Annotated in this window: 13 protein-coding genes; 7 read left to right on the top strand and 6 right to left on the bottom strand. The window is 71.6% G+C overall.

The window, feature by feature from the left end; all coding sequences use genetic code 11:
* Positions 1–74: 74 nt before the first annotated feature.
* Together SCAB_RS33260 and uvrA are read right to left on the bottom strand one after the other, a co-directional pair.
* On the bottom strand, positions 75–938 hold the full coding sequence (locus SCAB_RS33260) for a helix-turn-helix domain-containing protein (RefSeq protein ID WP_013004502.1): 864 nt from the start codon (positions 936–938) through the stop codon (positions 75–77).
* A 239-nt stretch (positions 939–1,177) separates the two neighbouring features.
* Entirely contained in the window at positions 1,178–4,252 is a 3,075-nt protein-coding gene (gene uvrA, locus SCAB_RS33255) for an excinuclease ABC subunit UvrA (RefSeq protein WP_013004501.1), read from the bottom strand.
* Positions 4,253–4,477: 225 nt separating this feature from the next.
* Here uvrA and SCAB_RS33250 point away from each other — a divergent pair, with 225 nt between their 5' ends.
* The 5 genes from SCAB_RS33250 to SCAB_RS33230 all read left to right on the top strand — a co-directional run bounded on the left by SCAB_RS33250 (position 4,478) and on the right by SCAB_RS33230 (position 8,752).
* The gene (locus tag SCAB_RS33250; RefSeq protein ID WP_013004500.1) at positions 4,478–5,164 is read left to right on the top strand and encodes a maleylpyruvate isomerase family mycothiol-dependent enzyme; all 687 of its coding nucleotides are present in this window, start codon (positions 4,478–4,480) and stop codon (positions 5,162–5,164) included.
* A 9-nt stretch (positions 5,165–5,173) separates the two neighbouring features.
* Positions 5,174–5,830: an MBL fold metallo-hydrolase gene (locus SCAB_RS33245; RefSeq protein ID WP_013004499.1), complete on the top strand. Its 657-nt coding sequence runs from the start codon at positions 5,174–5,176 to the stop codon at positions 5,828–5,830.
* A 329-nt stretch (positions 5,831–6,159) separates the two neighbouring features.
* Positions 6,160–7,059: an ABC transporter substrate-binding protein gene (locus SCAB_RS33240; protein ID WP_037728100.1), complete on the top strand. Its 900-nt coding sequence runs from the start codon at positions 6,160–6,162 to the stop codon at positions 7,057–7,059.
* A complete protein-coding gene (locus SCAB_RS33235) occupies positions 7,056–7,973 on the top strand; it encodes an amino acid ABC transporter permease (protein ID WP_013004497.1) in 918 nt (305 codons plus the stop codon). The genes SCAB_RS33240 and SCAB_RS33235 overlap by 4 nt, the downstream gene beginning before the upstream one ends.
* Entirely contained in the window at positions 7,970–8,752 is a 783-nt protein-coding gene (locus SCAB_RS33230) for an amino acid ABC transporter ATP-binding protein (protein ID WP_013004496.1), read from the top strand. The genes SCAB_RS33235 and SCAB_RS33230 overlap by 4 nt, the downstream gene beginning before the upstream one ends.
* A 53-nt stretch (positions 8,753–8,805) precedes the next feature.
* Here SCAB_RS33230 and aroQ read toward each other — a convergent pair whose 3' ends face one another.
* Positions 8,806–9,279: a type II 3-dehydroquinate dehydratase gene (aroQ, locus tag SCAB_RS33225; protein WP_013004495.1), complete on the bottom strand. Its 474-nt coding sequence runs from the start codon at positions 9,277–9,279 to the stop codon at positions 8,806–8,808.
* A gap of 103 nt (positions 9,280–9,382) precedes the next feature.
* On the opposite strand from aroQ, the gene SCAB_RS33220 reads away from it, so the two are divergent.
* Positions 9,383–10,429 (top strand): S66 family peptidase, encoded by a 1,047-nt coding sequence (locus tag SCAB_RS33220; RefSeq protein WP_013004494.1) that lies wholly within the window; start codon positions 9,383–9,385, stop codon positions 10,427–10,429.
* Between the two features lie 89 nt (positions 10,430–10,518).
* Positions 10,519–11,829: an MFS transporter gene (locus SCAB_RS33215; protein WP_013004493.1), complete on the top strand. Its 1,311-nt coding sequence runs from the start codon at positions 10,519–10,521 to the stop codon at positions 11,827–11,829.
* Positions 11,830–11,865: 36 nt separating this feature from the next.
* Here SCAB_RS33215 and SCAB_RS33210 read toward each other — a convergent pair whose 3' ends face one another.
* From SCAB_RS33210 to SCAB_RS33200, 3 genes are all read right to left on the bottom strand, one after another.
* Positions 11,866–12,966, bottom strand: a complete 1,101-nt coding sequence (locus SCAB_RS33210; protein ID WP_013004492.1) for a calcium:proton antiporter — start codon at positions 12,964–12,966, stop codon at positions 11,866–11,868.
* Between the two features lie 110 nt (positions 12,967–13,076).
* A complete protein-coding gene (locus tag SCAB_RS33205) occupies positions 13,077–14,078 on the bottom strand; it encodes a TerC/Alx family metal homeostasis membrane protein (RefSeq protein ID WP_037728096.1) in 1,002 nt (333 codons plus the stop codon).
* 280 nt (positions 14,079–14,358) lie between these two features.
* Positions 14,359–16,422: a TerD family protein gene (locus SCAB_RS33200; RefSeq protein WP_013004490.1), complete on the bottom strand. Its 2,064-nt coding sequence runs from the start codon at positions 16,420–16,422 to the stop codon at positions 14,359–14,361.
* Positions 16,423–16,445: the final 23 nt, after the last annotated feature.

The raw sequence follows: 16,445 nt of genomic DNA, 5'->3' as shown, positions 1-16,445 counted from the left end.
GGCCGGACCGGACGGCGGCCGGGGTTCCGCACGCCCCTCGCGTGCCCCCGGATGCCCCGCGTGTGCGCGTCCGTTCAGCCGGCGACCGGGCTCGGGGCCTCCTGCGCGCGGCCGTGCAGGGGGTCGAGGCGGGCGAGGGCGGCGGCCGTGGCAGCGTCGGCCGGGAGGTGGACCACCAGGCGCCGGCCGTCGTCCGGCAGGGCGAGCGTCTCGTAGGCCAGGCGCAGCCGGCCCGCCTGCGGATGCTCGACGAGATCCGTGCCGTTGCGCAGCGGCATGGCCGGTACGCCCTTGAGCCGCAGGGTGAACCTGGCTCCCGCGGTGACCGTCAGCTCGTCGGTCAGGGCGGCGACGCACGGGTCGTGCGGCGGGGCCTCGTGGCGCAGGTGGGCGACCTGCTCGTCGGCGAGCCGCTCCCAGCCCGGGTAGACCGTGCGGGCCCGCTCGTCGGTGAACAGATACCGCGTGATGTTGGGCGGGTCGCCGTCGAGCAGTCCGAGCGGGCGGGCGAAGCGCTCGTAGCCCGCGGTGTGGGCGACGATGTCGCCGAGCCAGTTGAGCAGCACCGCGGGGGTGGGTTCCAGCCTGTCGAGGAGGGCCCGGACGGTGGGCCGTACGTTCCGGGCGGGCGGAGCGGCCGCCGGGCGGGCCGTCGTGCGCTCGCCGCTCCGCTCGGCGAGCCGGCGCAGCAGGAGCCGGTCCGGCACGGGCAGGCACAGCGCGTCGGCGAGGGCGCCGAGCACCTGGGGGGAGGGGCTGAGGTCGCGGCCGTGTTCGAGCCGGGTGAGGTACTCGACGCTGATCCCGGCGAGCGTGGCCAGCTCGGCACGGCGCAGGCCGGGGTCACGGCGGCGGGGCCCTGCGGGCAGGCCCGCCTCGACGGGGGTCATGGCTTCGCGGCGGCCGCGCAGGAAGGCGGCCAACTCGTTGTCGCTCACGCGTCGAACGTACAGGGTGCGCCCCGCCCGGGGTGACCCTTCCGCCACCCCCTCGGCCGGTGTGCGACGCGCGGTGGCCCGCGGGGAGTTCCCGCGGGCCACCGCAGGGTCCGGGAGATCGCCGGCCCGGCCGTCCGGGCGCCTGGGCGCCCGGGGTCTCCTTGCGTCCCCGGGTCTCCTTGCGTCCCGGGGACGCCCGGGGTTCCCGGGCTCGTCGGTCCCCGGGCTCGTCGGTCCTCTCAGTCCTCGCGGGCCCGCGTGGTCCGCTTCGCGGGGGTCGCCTTCTTCGCGGGGGCGGCCTTCTTCGTGGCCGTCTTCCCGGCCGTGGCCGTCTTCGCGGCAGCCGTCGTCGTGCGGGCCGACGCCGTCGTCGTGCGGGCCGACGCCGTCTTCTTCGCCGTCGCACCGGCGGCGACCGCCCGCTTGGCGGCGGCCTTGCGCGGGGCCTTCACCTGGGCCGCGTCGCTGATCCGGTCGGCGCCCAGGATCTCCCGCAGGAACTTGCCCGTGTGGCTGGCCGGCACCCCGGCGACCTGCTCGGGCGTGCCCTCGGCGATGACGAGGCCACCTCCGGCGCCGCCCTCGGGACCCATGTCCACGACCCAGTCGGCTGTCTTGATCACGTCGAGGTTGTGCTCGATGACGATGACCGTGTTGCCCTTGTCGACCAGGCCGGACAGCACGGTGAGGAGCTTGCTGATGTCCTCGAAGTGCAGACCGGTGGTCGGCTCGTCCAGGACGTAGACCGTGCGTCCGGTGGAACGGCGCTGCAGCTCACTGGCGAGCTTGACGCGCTGCGCCTCACCGCCGGACAGGGTGGTCGCGGACTGCCCGAGCCGGACGTATCCGAGACCGACGTCCTTCAGCGTCCGGAGGTGGCGGGCGATCGCGGGGACGGCCTCGAAGAAGTCGGTCGCCTCCTCGATCGGCATGTTCAGCACGTCGGCGATGGACTTGCCCTTGTAGTGGACCTCCAGGGTCTCCCGGTTGTACCGGGCGCCGTGGCAGACCTCGCACGGGACGTAGACGTCCGGGAGGAAGTTCATCTCGATCTTGATGGTGCCGTCGCCCGCGCAGTTCTCGCAGCGGCCGCCCTTGACGTTGAAGGAGAAGCGGCCGGGCAGATAGCCGCGGACCTTCGCCTCGGTGGTCTCGGCGAACAGCTTGCGGACGTGGTCGAAGACACCGGTGTACGTCGCCGGGTTGGACCGGGGCGTCCGGCCGATCGGCGACTGGTCGACGTGCACGACCTTGTCGACGAGGTCGTCGCCGTCCACGCGCGTGTGCCGGCCGGGCACGCTCCTCGCGCCGTTCAGCTCGCGGGCCAGGTGCGTGTACAGGATGTCGTTGACCAGCGTGGACTTGCCGGAGCCGGACACCCCGGTGACGGCGGTGAAGACGCCGAGCGGGAACGAGACGTCGATGTCCTGGAGGTTGTTCTCCCGGGCGCCGTGCACCGTGAGCTGCCGCGAGGGGTCGAGCGGGCGGCGGATGTCGGGCAGCGGGATGGCCTTGCGGCCCGAGAGGTACTGCCCGGTCTGCGACTCGGCGTTGTCCAGCAGCTCCTTGAGCGAGCCGCTGTGCACGACCTTGCCGCCGTGCTCGCCGGCGCCGGGACCGATGTCGACGATCCAGTCGGCCATCTTGATGGTGTCCTCGTCGTGCTCGACGACGATGAGCGTGTTGCCCATGTCGCGCAGCCGGACCAGGGTCTCGATGAGCCGGTGGTTGTCACGCTGGTGGAGACCGATGGACGGCTCGTCGAGGACGTAGAGCACGCCGACGAGACCGGAGCCGATCTGGGTGGCCAGCCGGATGCGCTGGGCCTCGCCGCCGGAGAGCGTGCCGGCCGCGCGGTTCAGCGAGAGGTAGTCGAGGCCGACGTCGACCAGGAACCGCAGCCGTTCGTTGACCTCCTTCAGCACGCGCTCGGCGATCTTCTTGTCGCGGCTGTTGAGCCTGAGCTTGCCCAGGAAGTCGGCGCAGTCGCTGATGGACATGGCGGCGACCTCGGCGATCGACTTCTCCATGACCGTGACCGCGAGGACGATCGGCTTCAGCCGGGTGCCCTCGCACGTGGGGCAGGGCACCTCGCGCATGTAGCCCTCGAAGCGCTCGCGGCTGGCGTCGCTCTCGGCCTCGCCGTGCCGTCGCTTCACGAAGGGGACGGCCCCCTCGAAGGCGGTCGTGTAGACCCGCTCGCGCCCGTACCGGTTGCGGTAGCGCACCTCGATCTGCGTCTTGTGGCCGTACAGCAGCGCCTTCCGCGCGCGCTGCGGGAGTCCGGCGAAGGGGATGTCGGTGCGGAACCCCAGCGCCTCGGCGAGCGCGCCGATGAGACGGCCGAAGTAGTCCTTGGTGTGGCCGTGCGACCAGGGGTGGATGGCTCCCTCGTCGAGCGACTTGTCCTCGTCCGGGACGATCAGCTCGGGGTCGACCTCCATGCGCGTGCCGATGCCGGAGCAGTCGGGGCAGGCGCCGAAGGGCGAGTTGAACGAGAAGGAGCGGGGCTCCAGCTCCTCGAAGGACAGGTCGTCGTACGGGCAGTACAGGTGCTCCGAGAACATGCGCTCGCGCTCGGGGTCGTCCTCGGGGAGGTCGACGAAGTCGAGCACGACCATGCCGCCGGAGAGGCCGAGGGCCGTCTCCACGGAGTCGGTGAGGCGGCGCTTGGCGGAGTCCTTCACGGTCAGGCGGTCGACGACCACCTCGATGGTGTGCTTCTCCTGCTTCTTCAGCGTGGGCGGGCTGGAGAGCTGCACGGTCTCGCCGTCCACCCGCGCGCGGCTGTACCCCTTGGTCTGCAGATCCGCGAAGAGGTCGACGAACTCGCCCTTGCGCTCGCGCACCAGCGGCGAGAGGACCTGGAAGCGGCTGCCCTCGGGCAGCTCCAGCACCCGGTCGACGATGGCCTGCGGCGACTGGCGGGAGATCGGGCGGGAGCACTCGGGACAGTGCGGCTTGCCGATGCGCGCGAAGAGCAGCCGGAGGTAGTCGTAGACCTCGGTGATCGTGCCGACCGTCGAGCGCGGGTTGCGCGAGGTCGACTTCTGGTCGATGGAGACCGCCGGGGACAGACCCTCGATGAAGTCGACGTCCGGCTTGTCCATCTGCCCGAGGAACTGCCGGGCGTAGGAGGAGAGCGACTCGACGTACCGGCGCTGCCCCTCGGCGAAGATCGTGTCGAAGGCCAGCGAGGACTTGCCCGACCCCGACAGGCCCGTGAAGACGATGAGCGAGTCGCGTGGCAGGTCGAGCGAGACGTTCTTCAGGTTGTGCTCGCGCGCGCCACGGACGATGAGACGGTCGGCCACGCCGGTCCGCACCTTTCTTGAGTGAGTGACAGGGGCCGGAGCCCCCGTCCTCCACAGACTAGGGGGAGCCACTGACAGCGCCGGTCCTGTTTCCCCGTTCCAGAACAATTCCCGGGTCTTCCAGCATGCCCGACGCCACACCCGACCATATAGCACGTGCATTCGATTTGCGGGCGTGGCCGGACTCCTTCACCCGAAGGTGTGGCCGGGGCTAGGGTCGACGGCATGATGGATCACGCGCGTGACCTGGCCTCTGTACGAGAAGCGACGGACCGGCTGCTCACCGCGGCCGCCCGACTGGACAACGCCGCTGTGACCGAGGCGTCACGGCTGCCCGGCTGGACCCGGGGACACGTCCTCGCCCATCTCGCGCGCAACGCCGACGCGCTGGTGAACGTCTTCGAGGGCCGCCCCATGTACGCCTCCGCCGAGGCCCGGGACGCCGACATCGAGCGGGACGCGCCGCGCCCCCTGAAGGAACAGCTCGCCGACGTGCGCGACAGCGCGGACCGCTTCGAGGACGCCGCCGCGCTCCCCGCGGACTGGACCCGCACGGTCGAACTGCGCAACGGCGTCACGGACTCCGCGGCGCGGGTGCCCTTCCGGCGCTGGATCGAGGTGGAGATCCATCACGTGGACCTCGGCATCGGCTACGAGCTGGAGGATCTTCCGCCGGAGTTCACGGAGCGGGAGATCGGCTTCCTCGTCGACCGGTTCACCGGGCACCCCGGCGTGCCGCACACCCGGGTGACGGACGGTACGCGCGCGTGGACCACCGGTGGCGCCGCTTCCGGATCCGTGGTGACGGTGACCGGCACCGCGCCGGCGCTCCTGGGCTGGCTCGCGGGCCGCACCGAGGGCACCGCACTGCGCGCGGAAGGAGGGACTCTCCCCTCGCTGCCCCCGCTATAGGCTGCTCCCATGACGTACAGCGGAGCGGTGAAGGTCGGCGGTCCTGCGGATGTGCACGAGCTGCGGGACCTGATGATCTCCAAGGTCGCCGTCGGCCCGATGGACAACAACGCGTACCTGCTGCGCTGCCGGGCCACCGACGAGCAGCTGCTGATCGACGCCGCCAACGACGCGGGCACCCTGCTCACCCTCATCGGTGACGACGGGATCGCGTCCGTGGTCACCACGCACCGGCACGGCGATCACTGGCAGGCCCTCGCCGAGGTCGTGGCGGCCACCGGCGCCCGCACGTACGCGGGCCGGGACGACGCCGAGGGCATCCCGGTGGCCACCGACGTCCCCGTCGGCGACGGCGACACCATCCGGGTCGGGCACGTGGAACTCACCGCACGCCACCTGGTGGGCCACACCCCGGGCTCGATCGCCCTGGTCTACGACGACCCGCACGGGCACCCGCACGTGTTCACCGGGGACTGCCTCTTTCCGGGCGGGGTCGGCAACACCCGCAAGGACCCGGAGGCGTTCGCCCGCCTCATCCACGACGTGGAGACGAAGATCTTCGACGCTCTGCCGGACGAGACCTGGGTCTACCCGGGCCACGGCAACGACACCACGCTCGGCGCGGAGCGCCCGCACCTGCCCGAGTGGCGCGCACGGGGCTGGTGAACTCCCGGACGGCGTAAGGCAGTTGGTGAAGCGGCGGACAAAGGGGCGTGCACCCGACCGCGCGCGCCCCGTGTGAATCGAGCACACACGCCGACATCCCGCGCGCGCTCCCGGCGTACGCCGTGGCGTAGTCCACTGGAAGCAGGTCCGCACGGGATGACGGCTCCCGCGTGGACGGGCCGCCGGCCACCCATCCCCGCCCTCGGCCGGCGGCCCCGCCCGGCAGGTGCGGGAACGGCGTTCACAGAAATGCAACACGCGTTCCCACAATGCGGACAGTTACCGAGGTGACCTCGACAAACGGGACGTCCCGCTGTCAATCTCACGCCATGTCTCCCGTCCTGCGAGCCTCGCGCACCCCGCGCCGTGCCGCCTCCGCCGCCCTAGCCGCCCTGCTCGCCGCCGTCGCGGTGGGCTGCGCCCCGCAGCCGGAGGGGGACACCTCCGGCTCGGCCTCCGCCTCGGCGTCCGGGGCGTCCTGCGCCAAGGGTGAGTTGGACACGAAGACCCCGGGCAAGCTGACCGTCGCCACCGACGAACCCGCGTACGAGCCCTGGTTCAGGAAGGACGACCCGAAGAACGGTGAGGGCTTCGAGTCGGCCGTCGCCTACGCCGTGGCCGAGCGGCTCGGTTACGCGAAGCAGGACGTCGTCTGGCAGAGCGTGCCCTTCAACAAGGCGTTCGCGCCGGGGGCGAAGACCTTCGACCTCGACATCAACCAGGTCTCGATCAGCGACGAGCGCAGGAAGGCCGTGGACTTCTCCTCGGGCTACTACGACGTGCGCCAGGCCGTCGTCGCGCTGAAGGGCTCCGCGGCCGCGAAGGCCAGGAGCATCGCCGACCTCAGGAAGCTGCATCTGGGCGCCCAGGTCGGCACCACCAGCCTGGACTACATCGACGACGTGGTGAAGCCGTCCCAGGACGCCGCCGCGTACGCGAAGAACGACCAGGCCAAGTCCGCGCTGAAGAACGGCCAGATCGACGCGATCGTGGTCGACCTGCCGACCGCGTTCTACATCACGGGGGCCGAGGTGACGGACGCGAAGGTCGTCGGCCAGTTCGAGAACCAGGGCGGCACGCCCGAGCAGTTCGGGCTCGTCCTCGACAAGGGCAGTGCCCTCACGTCCTGCGTGACCTCCGCCGTGGACGCGCTGCGCGAGGACGGCACGCTCGCGAAGACCGAACAGCGGTGGCTCTCCGAGGCCGTGGACGCCCCGGTGCTCAAGTGACGGTCGTCGAGAAGGAGTCCGGGCAGGAGGACGCGGGCGGCGACGGCGACATGGCCGGCGGGGACGACGGCTACGTCCCCTCACCGCGGCGCCTGGACCGGGAGCGCTACCGGCGCGACCGGGCCCGCCGCGCCACCGGGGTCGCCGCCCTGTCGACCCTGGCCACGGCCCTCGTCCTGTATCTGGTCGTCGTCAACGCTCCCGGCTGGCCGCGCACCAGGGAGACGTTCTTCAGCGCCGAGTACGCGCGCGAGGCGCTCCCGAAGGTGCTCGAAGGGCTGTGGCTCAACGTCCGGCTGCTGCTGGTCTGCGGTGTCGCCGTCCTGGTCCTCGGGATGCTGATCGCCGTCGCCCGCACCCTGCGCGGCCCGGTGTTCTTTCCCGTGCGGGCGCTCGCCGCCGCGTACACCGACTTCTTCCGCGGTCTGCCGCTGATCATCAATCTGATGATCGTGGTGCTGGGCGTCCCGGCGCTCCGGCTCCAGGGGGTGACCGTCGACCCGGTGCTGCTCGGCGGCACGGCGCTGACGCTCACGTACTCGGCGTACGTGGCCGAGGTGTTCCGGGCCGGCATCGAGTCGGTGCACCCCTCGCAGCGCGCGGCGGCCCGCTCGCTGGGCCTCACCAACCGCCAGGCGCTGCGGCACGTGGTGCTCCCCCAGGCGGTACGCCGCCAGGTGCCGCCCCTGCTCAACGACCTCGTGTCGCTCCAGAAGGACACCGGACTGGTCTCGATCGGCGGCGCGATCGACGCCGTACGTGCCGCCGACATCATCGTCGGACGCAGCCTCAACTACACGCCCTACATCGTCGCGGGACTGGTCTTCGTCGCCCTGACCATCCCCATGACCCGCTTCACCGACTGGGTCACGGCCCGGATGGACCGGCAGCGGGCGCAGGGAGGAACGACATGAGCGACACCGCGGAGATCCGGGACGCCCGCGCGGTCTCCCCCGTGCTGCGGATGGAGGCCGTGCGCAAGACGTTCGGCGGCTCGGTCGTGCTGCGGGACGTCGACCTGGAGGTCGCCCCGCACACCGTCACCGCGCTGATCGGCGCCTCCGGATCCGGCAAGTCGACGCTGCTGCGCTGCGCCAACCTGCTGGAGGACATCGACGACGGGGCGATCTGGCTGGACGGCGAGGAGATCACCGACCCGCGCGTCGACCAGGACGCGGTACGCCGCCGCATCGGTGTGGTGTTCCAGTCGTACAACCTGTTCCCGCACATGACGGTGCTGGACAACATCACCCTCGCTCCGCGGCGGGTGCACGGCGTGGGCCGGGCGGAGGCCGAGGAACGCGCCCACGGCCTCCTGGACCGGCTGGGGCTGACCGGCAAGGCGGGCGCGTACCCCGACCGGCTCAGCGGCGGCCAGCAACAGCGGGTGGCGATCGTGCGCGCCTTGGCCGTACGCCCCCGGCTGCTGCTGCTCGACGAGATCACCGCGGCCCTCGACCCGGAGCTGGTGGGCGAGGTCCTGAACGTCGTCCGTGACCTGAAGGCCGACGGCATGACGATGGTGCTCGCGACCCACGAGATGGGCTTCGCCCGTGACGTCGCCGACCAGGTCTGTTTCCTGGACGGAGGCGTGGTGCTGGAACACGGCACCGCGGAACGGGTCTTCGGCGACCCGCGCGAGGAACGCACGCGGCGGTTCCTGCGCCGGATCGTGGAGGCGGGCCGTCTGTAAGGGGCGCCCGCCTGGAGACCGGGCATGACCGCCGGCCTCGGGCGCCGTCAGACTCAGGCGTCCGCCCGGCCCGCCCCGGCGAGCGCGGCGACCCGCTCCACACCGAACACATAGCCCTGCACCCCGCACCCGGCGATCACCCCGTCGGCGCGCAGCGAGACGTACGAGTGGTGCCGGAACGTCTCGCGCCGGTGGATGTTGGAGATGTGCACCTCCAGGACGGGCAGCCCGTCGCAGGTGTTGAGGGCGTCGAGGATCGCCACGGACGTGTGCGAGTAGGCGCCGGGGTTGATGACGATCCCGCTGTGGTTCAGCCGTGCCTCGTGGATCCAGTCGACCAGTTCGCCCTCGTGGTTGGACTGCCGGAAGTCCACCGTGCCGCCGTGCGCGGCCGCCGCCTCGGCGCACATCGCCTCGACGTCGGCGAGCGTGTCGGAGCCGTAGATCTCGGGCTGCCGCTGTCCCAGCAGGTTCAGGTTGGGGCCGTTGAGAATCATGATCGGGGCGTGGGCCAGGCTGCGGGGCACGGTTCCTCCGGTCCGTTCGGGGTGCGCGGCCCGTCGCGGACCACTGCTCGACCCCGGTTTATCACGGTGAAACGGCACGGCAGGAGGCCGTACCCTCCCTCCCATGACCCAGCCCTCGTACCCGCCCAAGCCCGCTCCCGGTGATCGTGTCGCCGTCCTGTCGCCCGGCGTCGGCCTGCCCGGACTCTTCCCGCGCCCCTTCGAACTGGGGCTGCGGCGGCTGCGCGAGGAGTACGGCCTCGAACCGGTCGAGTACCCGACGACCCGGAAGATGGACGCCACCCCGCGGCAGCGGGCCGACGACGTCCACGCCGCCTTCGCCGACCCGGACGTCAAGGCGGTGCTGACGTCGATCGGCGGTGACGACCAGATCACCGTGCTGCCGCTGCTGGACCGGGAGTTACTGCGGGCCCACCCCAAGCCGTTCTTCGGACTGAGCGACAACACCAACCTGCTGGCGTACCTGTACGCCACCGGGATCGTCGGCTACCACGGCGGCACCGTCATGACCGCGCTCGGCAGGTCGGTCGCCATGGACCCGCTGACCGCTCACTCCCTGCGCGCCGCGCTGTTCACCTCCGGCCCCTACGACCTGCGGCCGGCCGACCGCTTCAACGACGTCGACCGGGACTGGGCCGACCCGGCGACCTTCGACGCGGAGCCGGAGACCGTGCCCGGCACCGGATGGACCTGGGTGAACGCCGACCGTGTGGTGGAGGGCCGGAGCTGGGGCGGCTGTCTGGAGATCCTGGCGTGGCTGCTGATGGCCGACCGCGAGATACCGCGCGACCTGTCCGTGTTCGACGGCGGTGTGCTCTTCCTGGAGACCTCGGAGGAGCTGCCGAGCGCCGAGGAGGTATTCCACACCCTGCGCAACATGGGCGAACGCGGCCTGCTCCACCGGTTCTCCGCCCTGCTGATGGGACGCCCCAAGGCATGGTCGCTGGAGCGGCCCACCACCCCGGAGGAAGCGGCCCGTTACACGGCCGGACAGCGGGAGGCCGTCCTGCGCGCCATGCGGACGTACGCCCCCGACGCCACGATCGTCTTCGACGTGGATCTCGGACACACCGACCCGCAGGTCGTCATCCCCTACGGCGGCGTGATCCGGGTGGACGGTCCCGCCCGGCGCATCACCGTGACCTACTGAGGCCGTCGGCACCTCCTGACGCACAGTGAGCTCGCGCGAGCCTCCGCACGCCCCCGTAACCGCCCGTCACCGTGGGTAGTTGACGTGGCATGCACCCCGCACGCACCGTGAGCCCGCCGTCCATGCTGCGGCTCGCGTCCGCCTCGCTCGCCGGGACGGCCATCGAGTTCTACGACTTCTTCGTGTACGGGACGGCGGCGGCGCTCGTCCTCGGGCCGCTGTTCTTCCCGACGTTCTCGCCCCTGGCCGGGACGCTCGCGGCCTTCGCCACCTTCGGGGTCGGGTTCGTGGCACGGCCGCTGGGCTCGGTGCTGTTCGGGCACATCGGGGACCGGCACGGGCGGCGCCCGGTGCTGGTCGCCTCGCTGCTGCTGACCGGGGGCGCGACCGTGGCGGTCGGCTGTCTGCCCACGTTCGGCTCCATCGGCGTGACGGCTCCCCTTCTCCTGCTCGTGCTGCGCTTCCTGCAGGGGCTGGGGCTGGGCGGCGAGTGGGGCGGTGCGGTGCTGCTGACGGCCGAGCACGCGCCGGCCGAGCGGCGCGGGCTCTGGTCGAGCTTCCCGCAGGTCGGGCCCGCGGTGGGGTTCCTGCTGGCCAACGGCGTGATGCTGGCGCTGTCGGCGACCCTGACGGAGGAAGAGTTCGCCGCCTGGGGCTGGCGGGTGCCGTTCTGGGCGGCGGGCGTCCTGGCCGTGGCGGGTCTGTGGCTGCGGTCCTCGCTCACGGAGAGCCCGCAGTTCCTGCGGATCGAGGAGCCCGCGCGCGTGCCGTTCGCCGAGGTCGTACGCGGTCACTGGCGGCTCGTCCTGCTCACGGCCGGGGCGCTCGCGATCGGGTACGCGGTGTTCTACACGGTGACGACCTGGTCCCTCGCGTACGGCACCGAGCGGCTCGGCGTCAGCCGTACGGTCATGCTGACCTGCGTCATGGCGGCCGTGGTGGTGAAGGGTGCCCTGACGCCGGTGGCGGCGGTGCTGGGCGACCGGTACGGGCGGCGCCCGATGTGTCTGATCGGCTGTGGTGTCACCGTGCTGTGGATGTTCCCGATGGTCGCGCTGCTGTCCACCGGTGAGCCCGTGCTGATCTTCTGCGGTTTCCTGGTGGCGATGCTCGCGTTCGTCACGATGTTCGCCGTCGTCGCCGCGTATCTGCCGGAGCTGTACGAGCCCCGGGTGCGTTGCACGGGCGCCGCCGTCGGCTACAACCTCGGCGGAGTGCTGGGCGGCGCCCTGACCCCGATCGTGGCCACCGCCGTGGCGCAGGACGGGCGCGTGCCCTGGGGGGTGGGCGCGTATCTGACCGGGATCGCGGTGCTGAGCCTGGGCTGCTTCGCACTGCTCCCGGAGACGCGGCCGGTTCCGACGGCGGCGACCGCGCAGGCCGAGGCCGCCGCGGCGTGAGCCCGCCCGGCCCGAAAGGACCCCGTAGACCCGGGTCTACGGGTTCACCGCCAGCTCCAGGTACGCCGCGAACAGCACCAGATGGACGCCTCCCTGAAGGGGCGTGGCGCGTCCGGGGACGACGGTCAGCGAGGCGACCACGACGGTGAGGGCGAGCAGCACCATGTGGGTGGAGCCGAGGCCGAGGACGAGCGGGCCGGAGAGCCAGACGGAGGCCAGGGCGACGGCGGGGATGGTCAGGCCGATGCTGGCCATGGCGGAGCCGAGGGCGAGGTTGAGGCTGGTCTGGACGCGGTCGCGGCGGGCCGCGCGCAGGGCGGCGATGGTCTCGGGCAGCAGCACGAGCAGCGCGATGACCACACCGACGACGGCGTGCGGCATGCCCGCGGCGTCCACACCGGACTCGATGGTGGGCGAGACGCCCTTGGCCAGGCCGACCACGCCGACCAGGGCGAGACCGAGCATGCCGAGGCTGATCTTCGCGGTGCGCGCCGAGGGTGCCTCGGCGTGGTCGTCCTCGGCGATCACCTCGCCCATGCGGGTGATGGGCAGGAAGTAGTCCCGGTGCCGCACGGTCTGGGTCGCGACGAACAGCCCGTACAGGGCCAGTGAGGACAGTGCGGCGAAGGTGAGTTGCGCGGTGGAGAACTCCGGGCCCGGCTTGCTGGTGGTGAAGGTGGGCAGCACCAGACTGAGTGTGGCCAGCGTCGCGACCGTGGCGAGGGCGGCGCCGGTGCCCTCGGGGTTGAAGACCGCGAGTCCGTGGCGCAGTGAGGCGACCAGCAGACAGATACCGACGATGCCGTTGCAGGTGATCATCACGGCGGCGAAGACGGTGTCGCGGGCGAGGGTCGCGCTCTTGTCACCGCCGTCGATCATCAGGGTGACGATCAGGGCGACTTCGATGATCGTGACGGCGACGGCGAGGACGAGGGAGCCGAACGGTTCACCGACGCGGTGGGCGACGACCTCGGCGTGGTGGACGGCGGCCAGTACGGCTCCCGCGAGCACCAGTGTCACCAGCGCGACGGCCCCGGGGGGAAGGTCACGTCCCCAGGTGAGAGCGAGCAGGACGACCGCGGCCACCGGGACGACATCGGTCCATCGTGTCGTGAGCGACCGGAGCCGAGCGAGCATACGGTGATCCTTTCAGACGCGATGGGGCCCCGCACTCCGGTGGACGCCTGGGAACTGCGTCTCCGTCGTACGGGGCCCCATCAGAGAGTGCTGTGCGGTACGGGCCTGTGTCAGGCCTCGATGCTGTCCTTCTCGGTGCCTTCGGCCTTCTCCGGCACCGCTTCGGCCGCCGCCTGCTTCTTGGAGGCGATCAGGCTGGTGATCGTGGTGACGACCAGAACCGCGCAGATCACGCCGAGCGACACGGGGATGGAGATCTCCGGCACGTGTACCCCGGACTCGTGCAGGGCATGCAGCACCAGCTTCACCCCGATGAAGCCGAGGATGACCGACAGGCCGTAGGACAGGTGGACCAGCTTCTTCAGCAGTCCGCCGATCAGGAAGTACAGCTGTCGCAGGCCCATGAGCGCGAACGCGTTGGCCGTGAACACGATGTACGGGTCCTGGGTCAGACCGAAGATCGCCGGGATGGAGTCCAGCGCGAAGAGGATGTCGGTGGTGCCGATGGCGAGCATCACGACCAGCATCGGCGTCATGACGCGCTTGCCGTTCTGCTCGATCCACAGCTTGGTGCCGTGGTACCGGTCGGCGACACCGAAGCGCTTCTCGACGGCCTTGAGGAGCTTGTTCTCCTCGTACTCCTCCTCCGCCTCGTCGGCCCTGGCCTCCTGGATCAGCTTCCAGGCGGTGTAGATCAGGAACGCGCCGAAGATGTAGAAGACCCAGGCGAAGCTGGCGAGGATCGCCGCGCCCGCGGCGATGAATATCGCGCGGAGCACCAGGGCTATCAGCACACCGACCAGCAGCACGCGCTGCTGGTACTGCGTCGGCACCGAGAACTTCGCCATGATCAGGACGAAGACGAAGAGGTTGTCGACGCTCAGGGACTTCTCGGTGATGTAGCCCGCGAAGAACTCTCCGGCCGGCTGACCGCCGGAGAAGACGAGCAGCCCGAGTCCGAAGAGGGCGGCCAGGACGATCCAGACGATCGTCCAGATGCCGGCTTCCTTGATGGACACATCATGGGGCTTGCGACCGATGAAGAAGTCGACCGCGATGAGGGCGGCGAGGCCCACGACTGTGAGGACCCAAAGGGTCGTCGAAACATCCACTGCGCCTCCGGCAGTACGTAACGGCAAATTTCAGCGTCGTCGCTACCGGAGGTCTCTTCCACCCGGTCCTCCAGGGCGTTCCTCAACGCCTGGTGCCGCCGGGCCGACGCCCCGGGATCAGGATTGATCCGTATTGACGGGTACGCCGCAGCATGTAGGGAGTACTCCCCTCCGCACCAAAAGAGTACCCCAATCACCAAGAACAGGTAAAGGGGTAGGCAAAGGAAGAATCAAAACCGCAGGTCACCGGGCTTTGCAAGGGCTTGGTATGGAGTGGTCCTCACCGATTCCAGGAGCGCCGGGCGTCCGCGACGCGGGCGAGGACGTCCTGCATGACCCGGCTGCCGGCCGGGATGTTCGACGGCTCGTAGGTCCAGGCGTGCCCGACCCACGGGTCGGCGAGGTGGTCGTCGGGGGTGGGTGTCAGTCGCATCAGCGAACGCCACAGCGGGTCCAGCAGCGGCCCGTAGGCGGCGGCTTCCTCGCGGTCGGCGACCATCATCAGGTGGACGCCGAAGGCCGGGCCCTCGTCCGCGAGATAGCGGAGCTGGGTGACGGCGCGGTCGTCGAAACCGTGCGGGAAGTCGTTGACGATCAGCAGTTGTTCGGCCGTGTCGAAGCCGGGGGGCAGGGCGTCGGCCGCGCCGCCGCGCACCGCCATCTGCACGAGGTCGACGCGCTGGGTGAGCCGCCCGAGGAGATCGGAGACGCCCGCGGCTCCGGCGGCGGGCGGTCCGGCGAGCACACCGGCGCCCACCAGTGGCGCCAGCGCGGACACGCCGGCCCCGGCCGCGTCCGCGACGTGCACGGTGAACTCGCCGGGCGGGTAGACCGCGAGCAGACGTGCGGCAAGCGCCACGGCCGTGTCCAGCGCCCGGCGGCGCAGTTCGTCGGAGTCGGCGAGCGAGTCGCGGGAGCCGGAGCGGCCGCTGTCGACCCACAGGCCGCGTTCCAGCGGCAGCCGGACCAGCATCGGTATGCGCACGTCCTCGCTCTCCGGGAGACGCAGGTCGCCCAGGCGCAGCGCCATGGGGATCTCCATCGGCACCCGGTAGCCGTGCCAGACCGGGTTGTCCCAGCTGGCGAAGGCGGGCGGCAGCGCGGGCTCGACCACCTCGGCCTCGGCCCGCAGCTGGGCGAGGTCGCGGTCGAGGGCCTCCCTGGCCCGGTCGACGAGCTGGGCGTGCTTGGCGCGGGCGGCCTCGCGCACCGCCTCGCCCTGGCCGCCGATCCTGCTGCGTGGGTCGGACAGGGCCTTGTCCAGCTCCTGTTCCATGCGCGACTCGGCGAAGTCGACGGCGCTGCGATAGGCGGCGGTGGTGCGGGCGAGGTCCTCGAACATGCCCCACACCTGGTTGTAGAGGCGCTCCTCCATGGACCAGCCGGTCGCGTCACCGGCGACGGGCCGCGCGGGCTGTCCCGGCGGGGCCGGTGGCGCGGTCGGCGGCGGAGGCGGTGGCGCGGTGGTCTGGCGGCCGGGGTGGCTGTAGTTGACGGGGCCGCCGGTGCCGGTCGCGGCGGGCTGGGTCCCGGCGGACGGGTCGGCGGGGGCGGGGCCGCCGAGCTGCGGCGACGCGTGGTCGGGCAGGGTGGCGTCGGGCGAGGAGCCGTACGGGGGCGTGGCGCCGTACGGGGAGGCGGGCGGGTGTCCCTGCTGCGGAGGGGTGGTCCCGGGCAGGCCCTGGGGTGTCGGACCCCCATGGGTCTGGTCGGGGCCCTGCGCGGGGGTGGCCGTCCGGCGGGGGCGGTCCGGCTCCGCGAGGCGGGGCGGCGGCGCGGCCACGGAACGGGCGAGGCCCTGGAGCACGGCCTCGTGGATGCCGCCGGCGAGCTGCTGGGCCTGCGGCAGACCCTGGTCGGCGAGCAGCTCGGCGAGGCCGCCCGCGTACCCCTGGCCGACCGCACGGACCTTCCACGCACCTTGTCTGCGGTACAGCTCCAGGGCGATGACCGCCGACTCCGACTCCAGGTCGGTGATGGTGTAGCTGACGACCTCCGTGCCGTCGAGGCCGGTGACCGCGACGAAGGGGGCGGCGACGGCGCCGAACCGCGCCGGGCCGCCGCTGCCGGACGGCAGGGCGAGCAGCACCGTCGCCCGGTGCACGGCCGGCGTCAGGGCGTCGAGATCCACGGCGAGGCGATGGTCTGCCGCCGCCTGTCTCGGCACCTCGACGCCCGGGAGGGTGGGCGCGCCCGGGTGGGCGACCCACTCCACGCCCTGCACCCGGCCGCCCTCGTCGCCGAGGGTGACCCCGGCCACGATCGGCGTGCCGGCCGAGACGCGGATCTCCAGTCGGGCCTCGGGCAGCGGATGGTTCTGCCCCCGGACCAGCTCGGCCGTCATCGACTTCGTCCCCCTGTGTCGCT

It is taken from the genome of Streptomyces scabiei 87.22, from assembly GCF_000091305.1.
Lineage (GTDB): Bacteria > Actinomycetota > Actinomycetes > Streptomycetales > Streptomycetaceae > Streptomyces > Streptomyces scabiei.
Note: the sequence above shows the minus strand (reverse complement) of the source record. Positions and strands in the feature narration are given on the sequence as shown.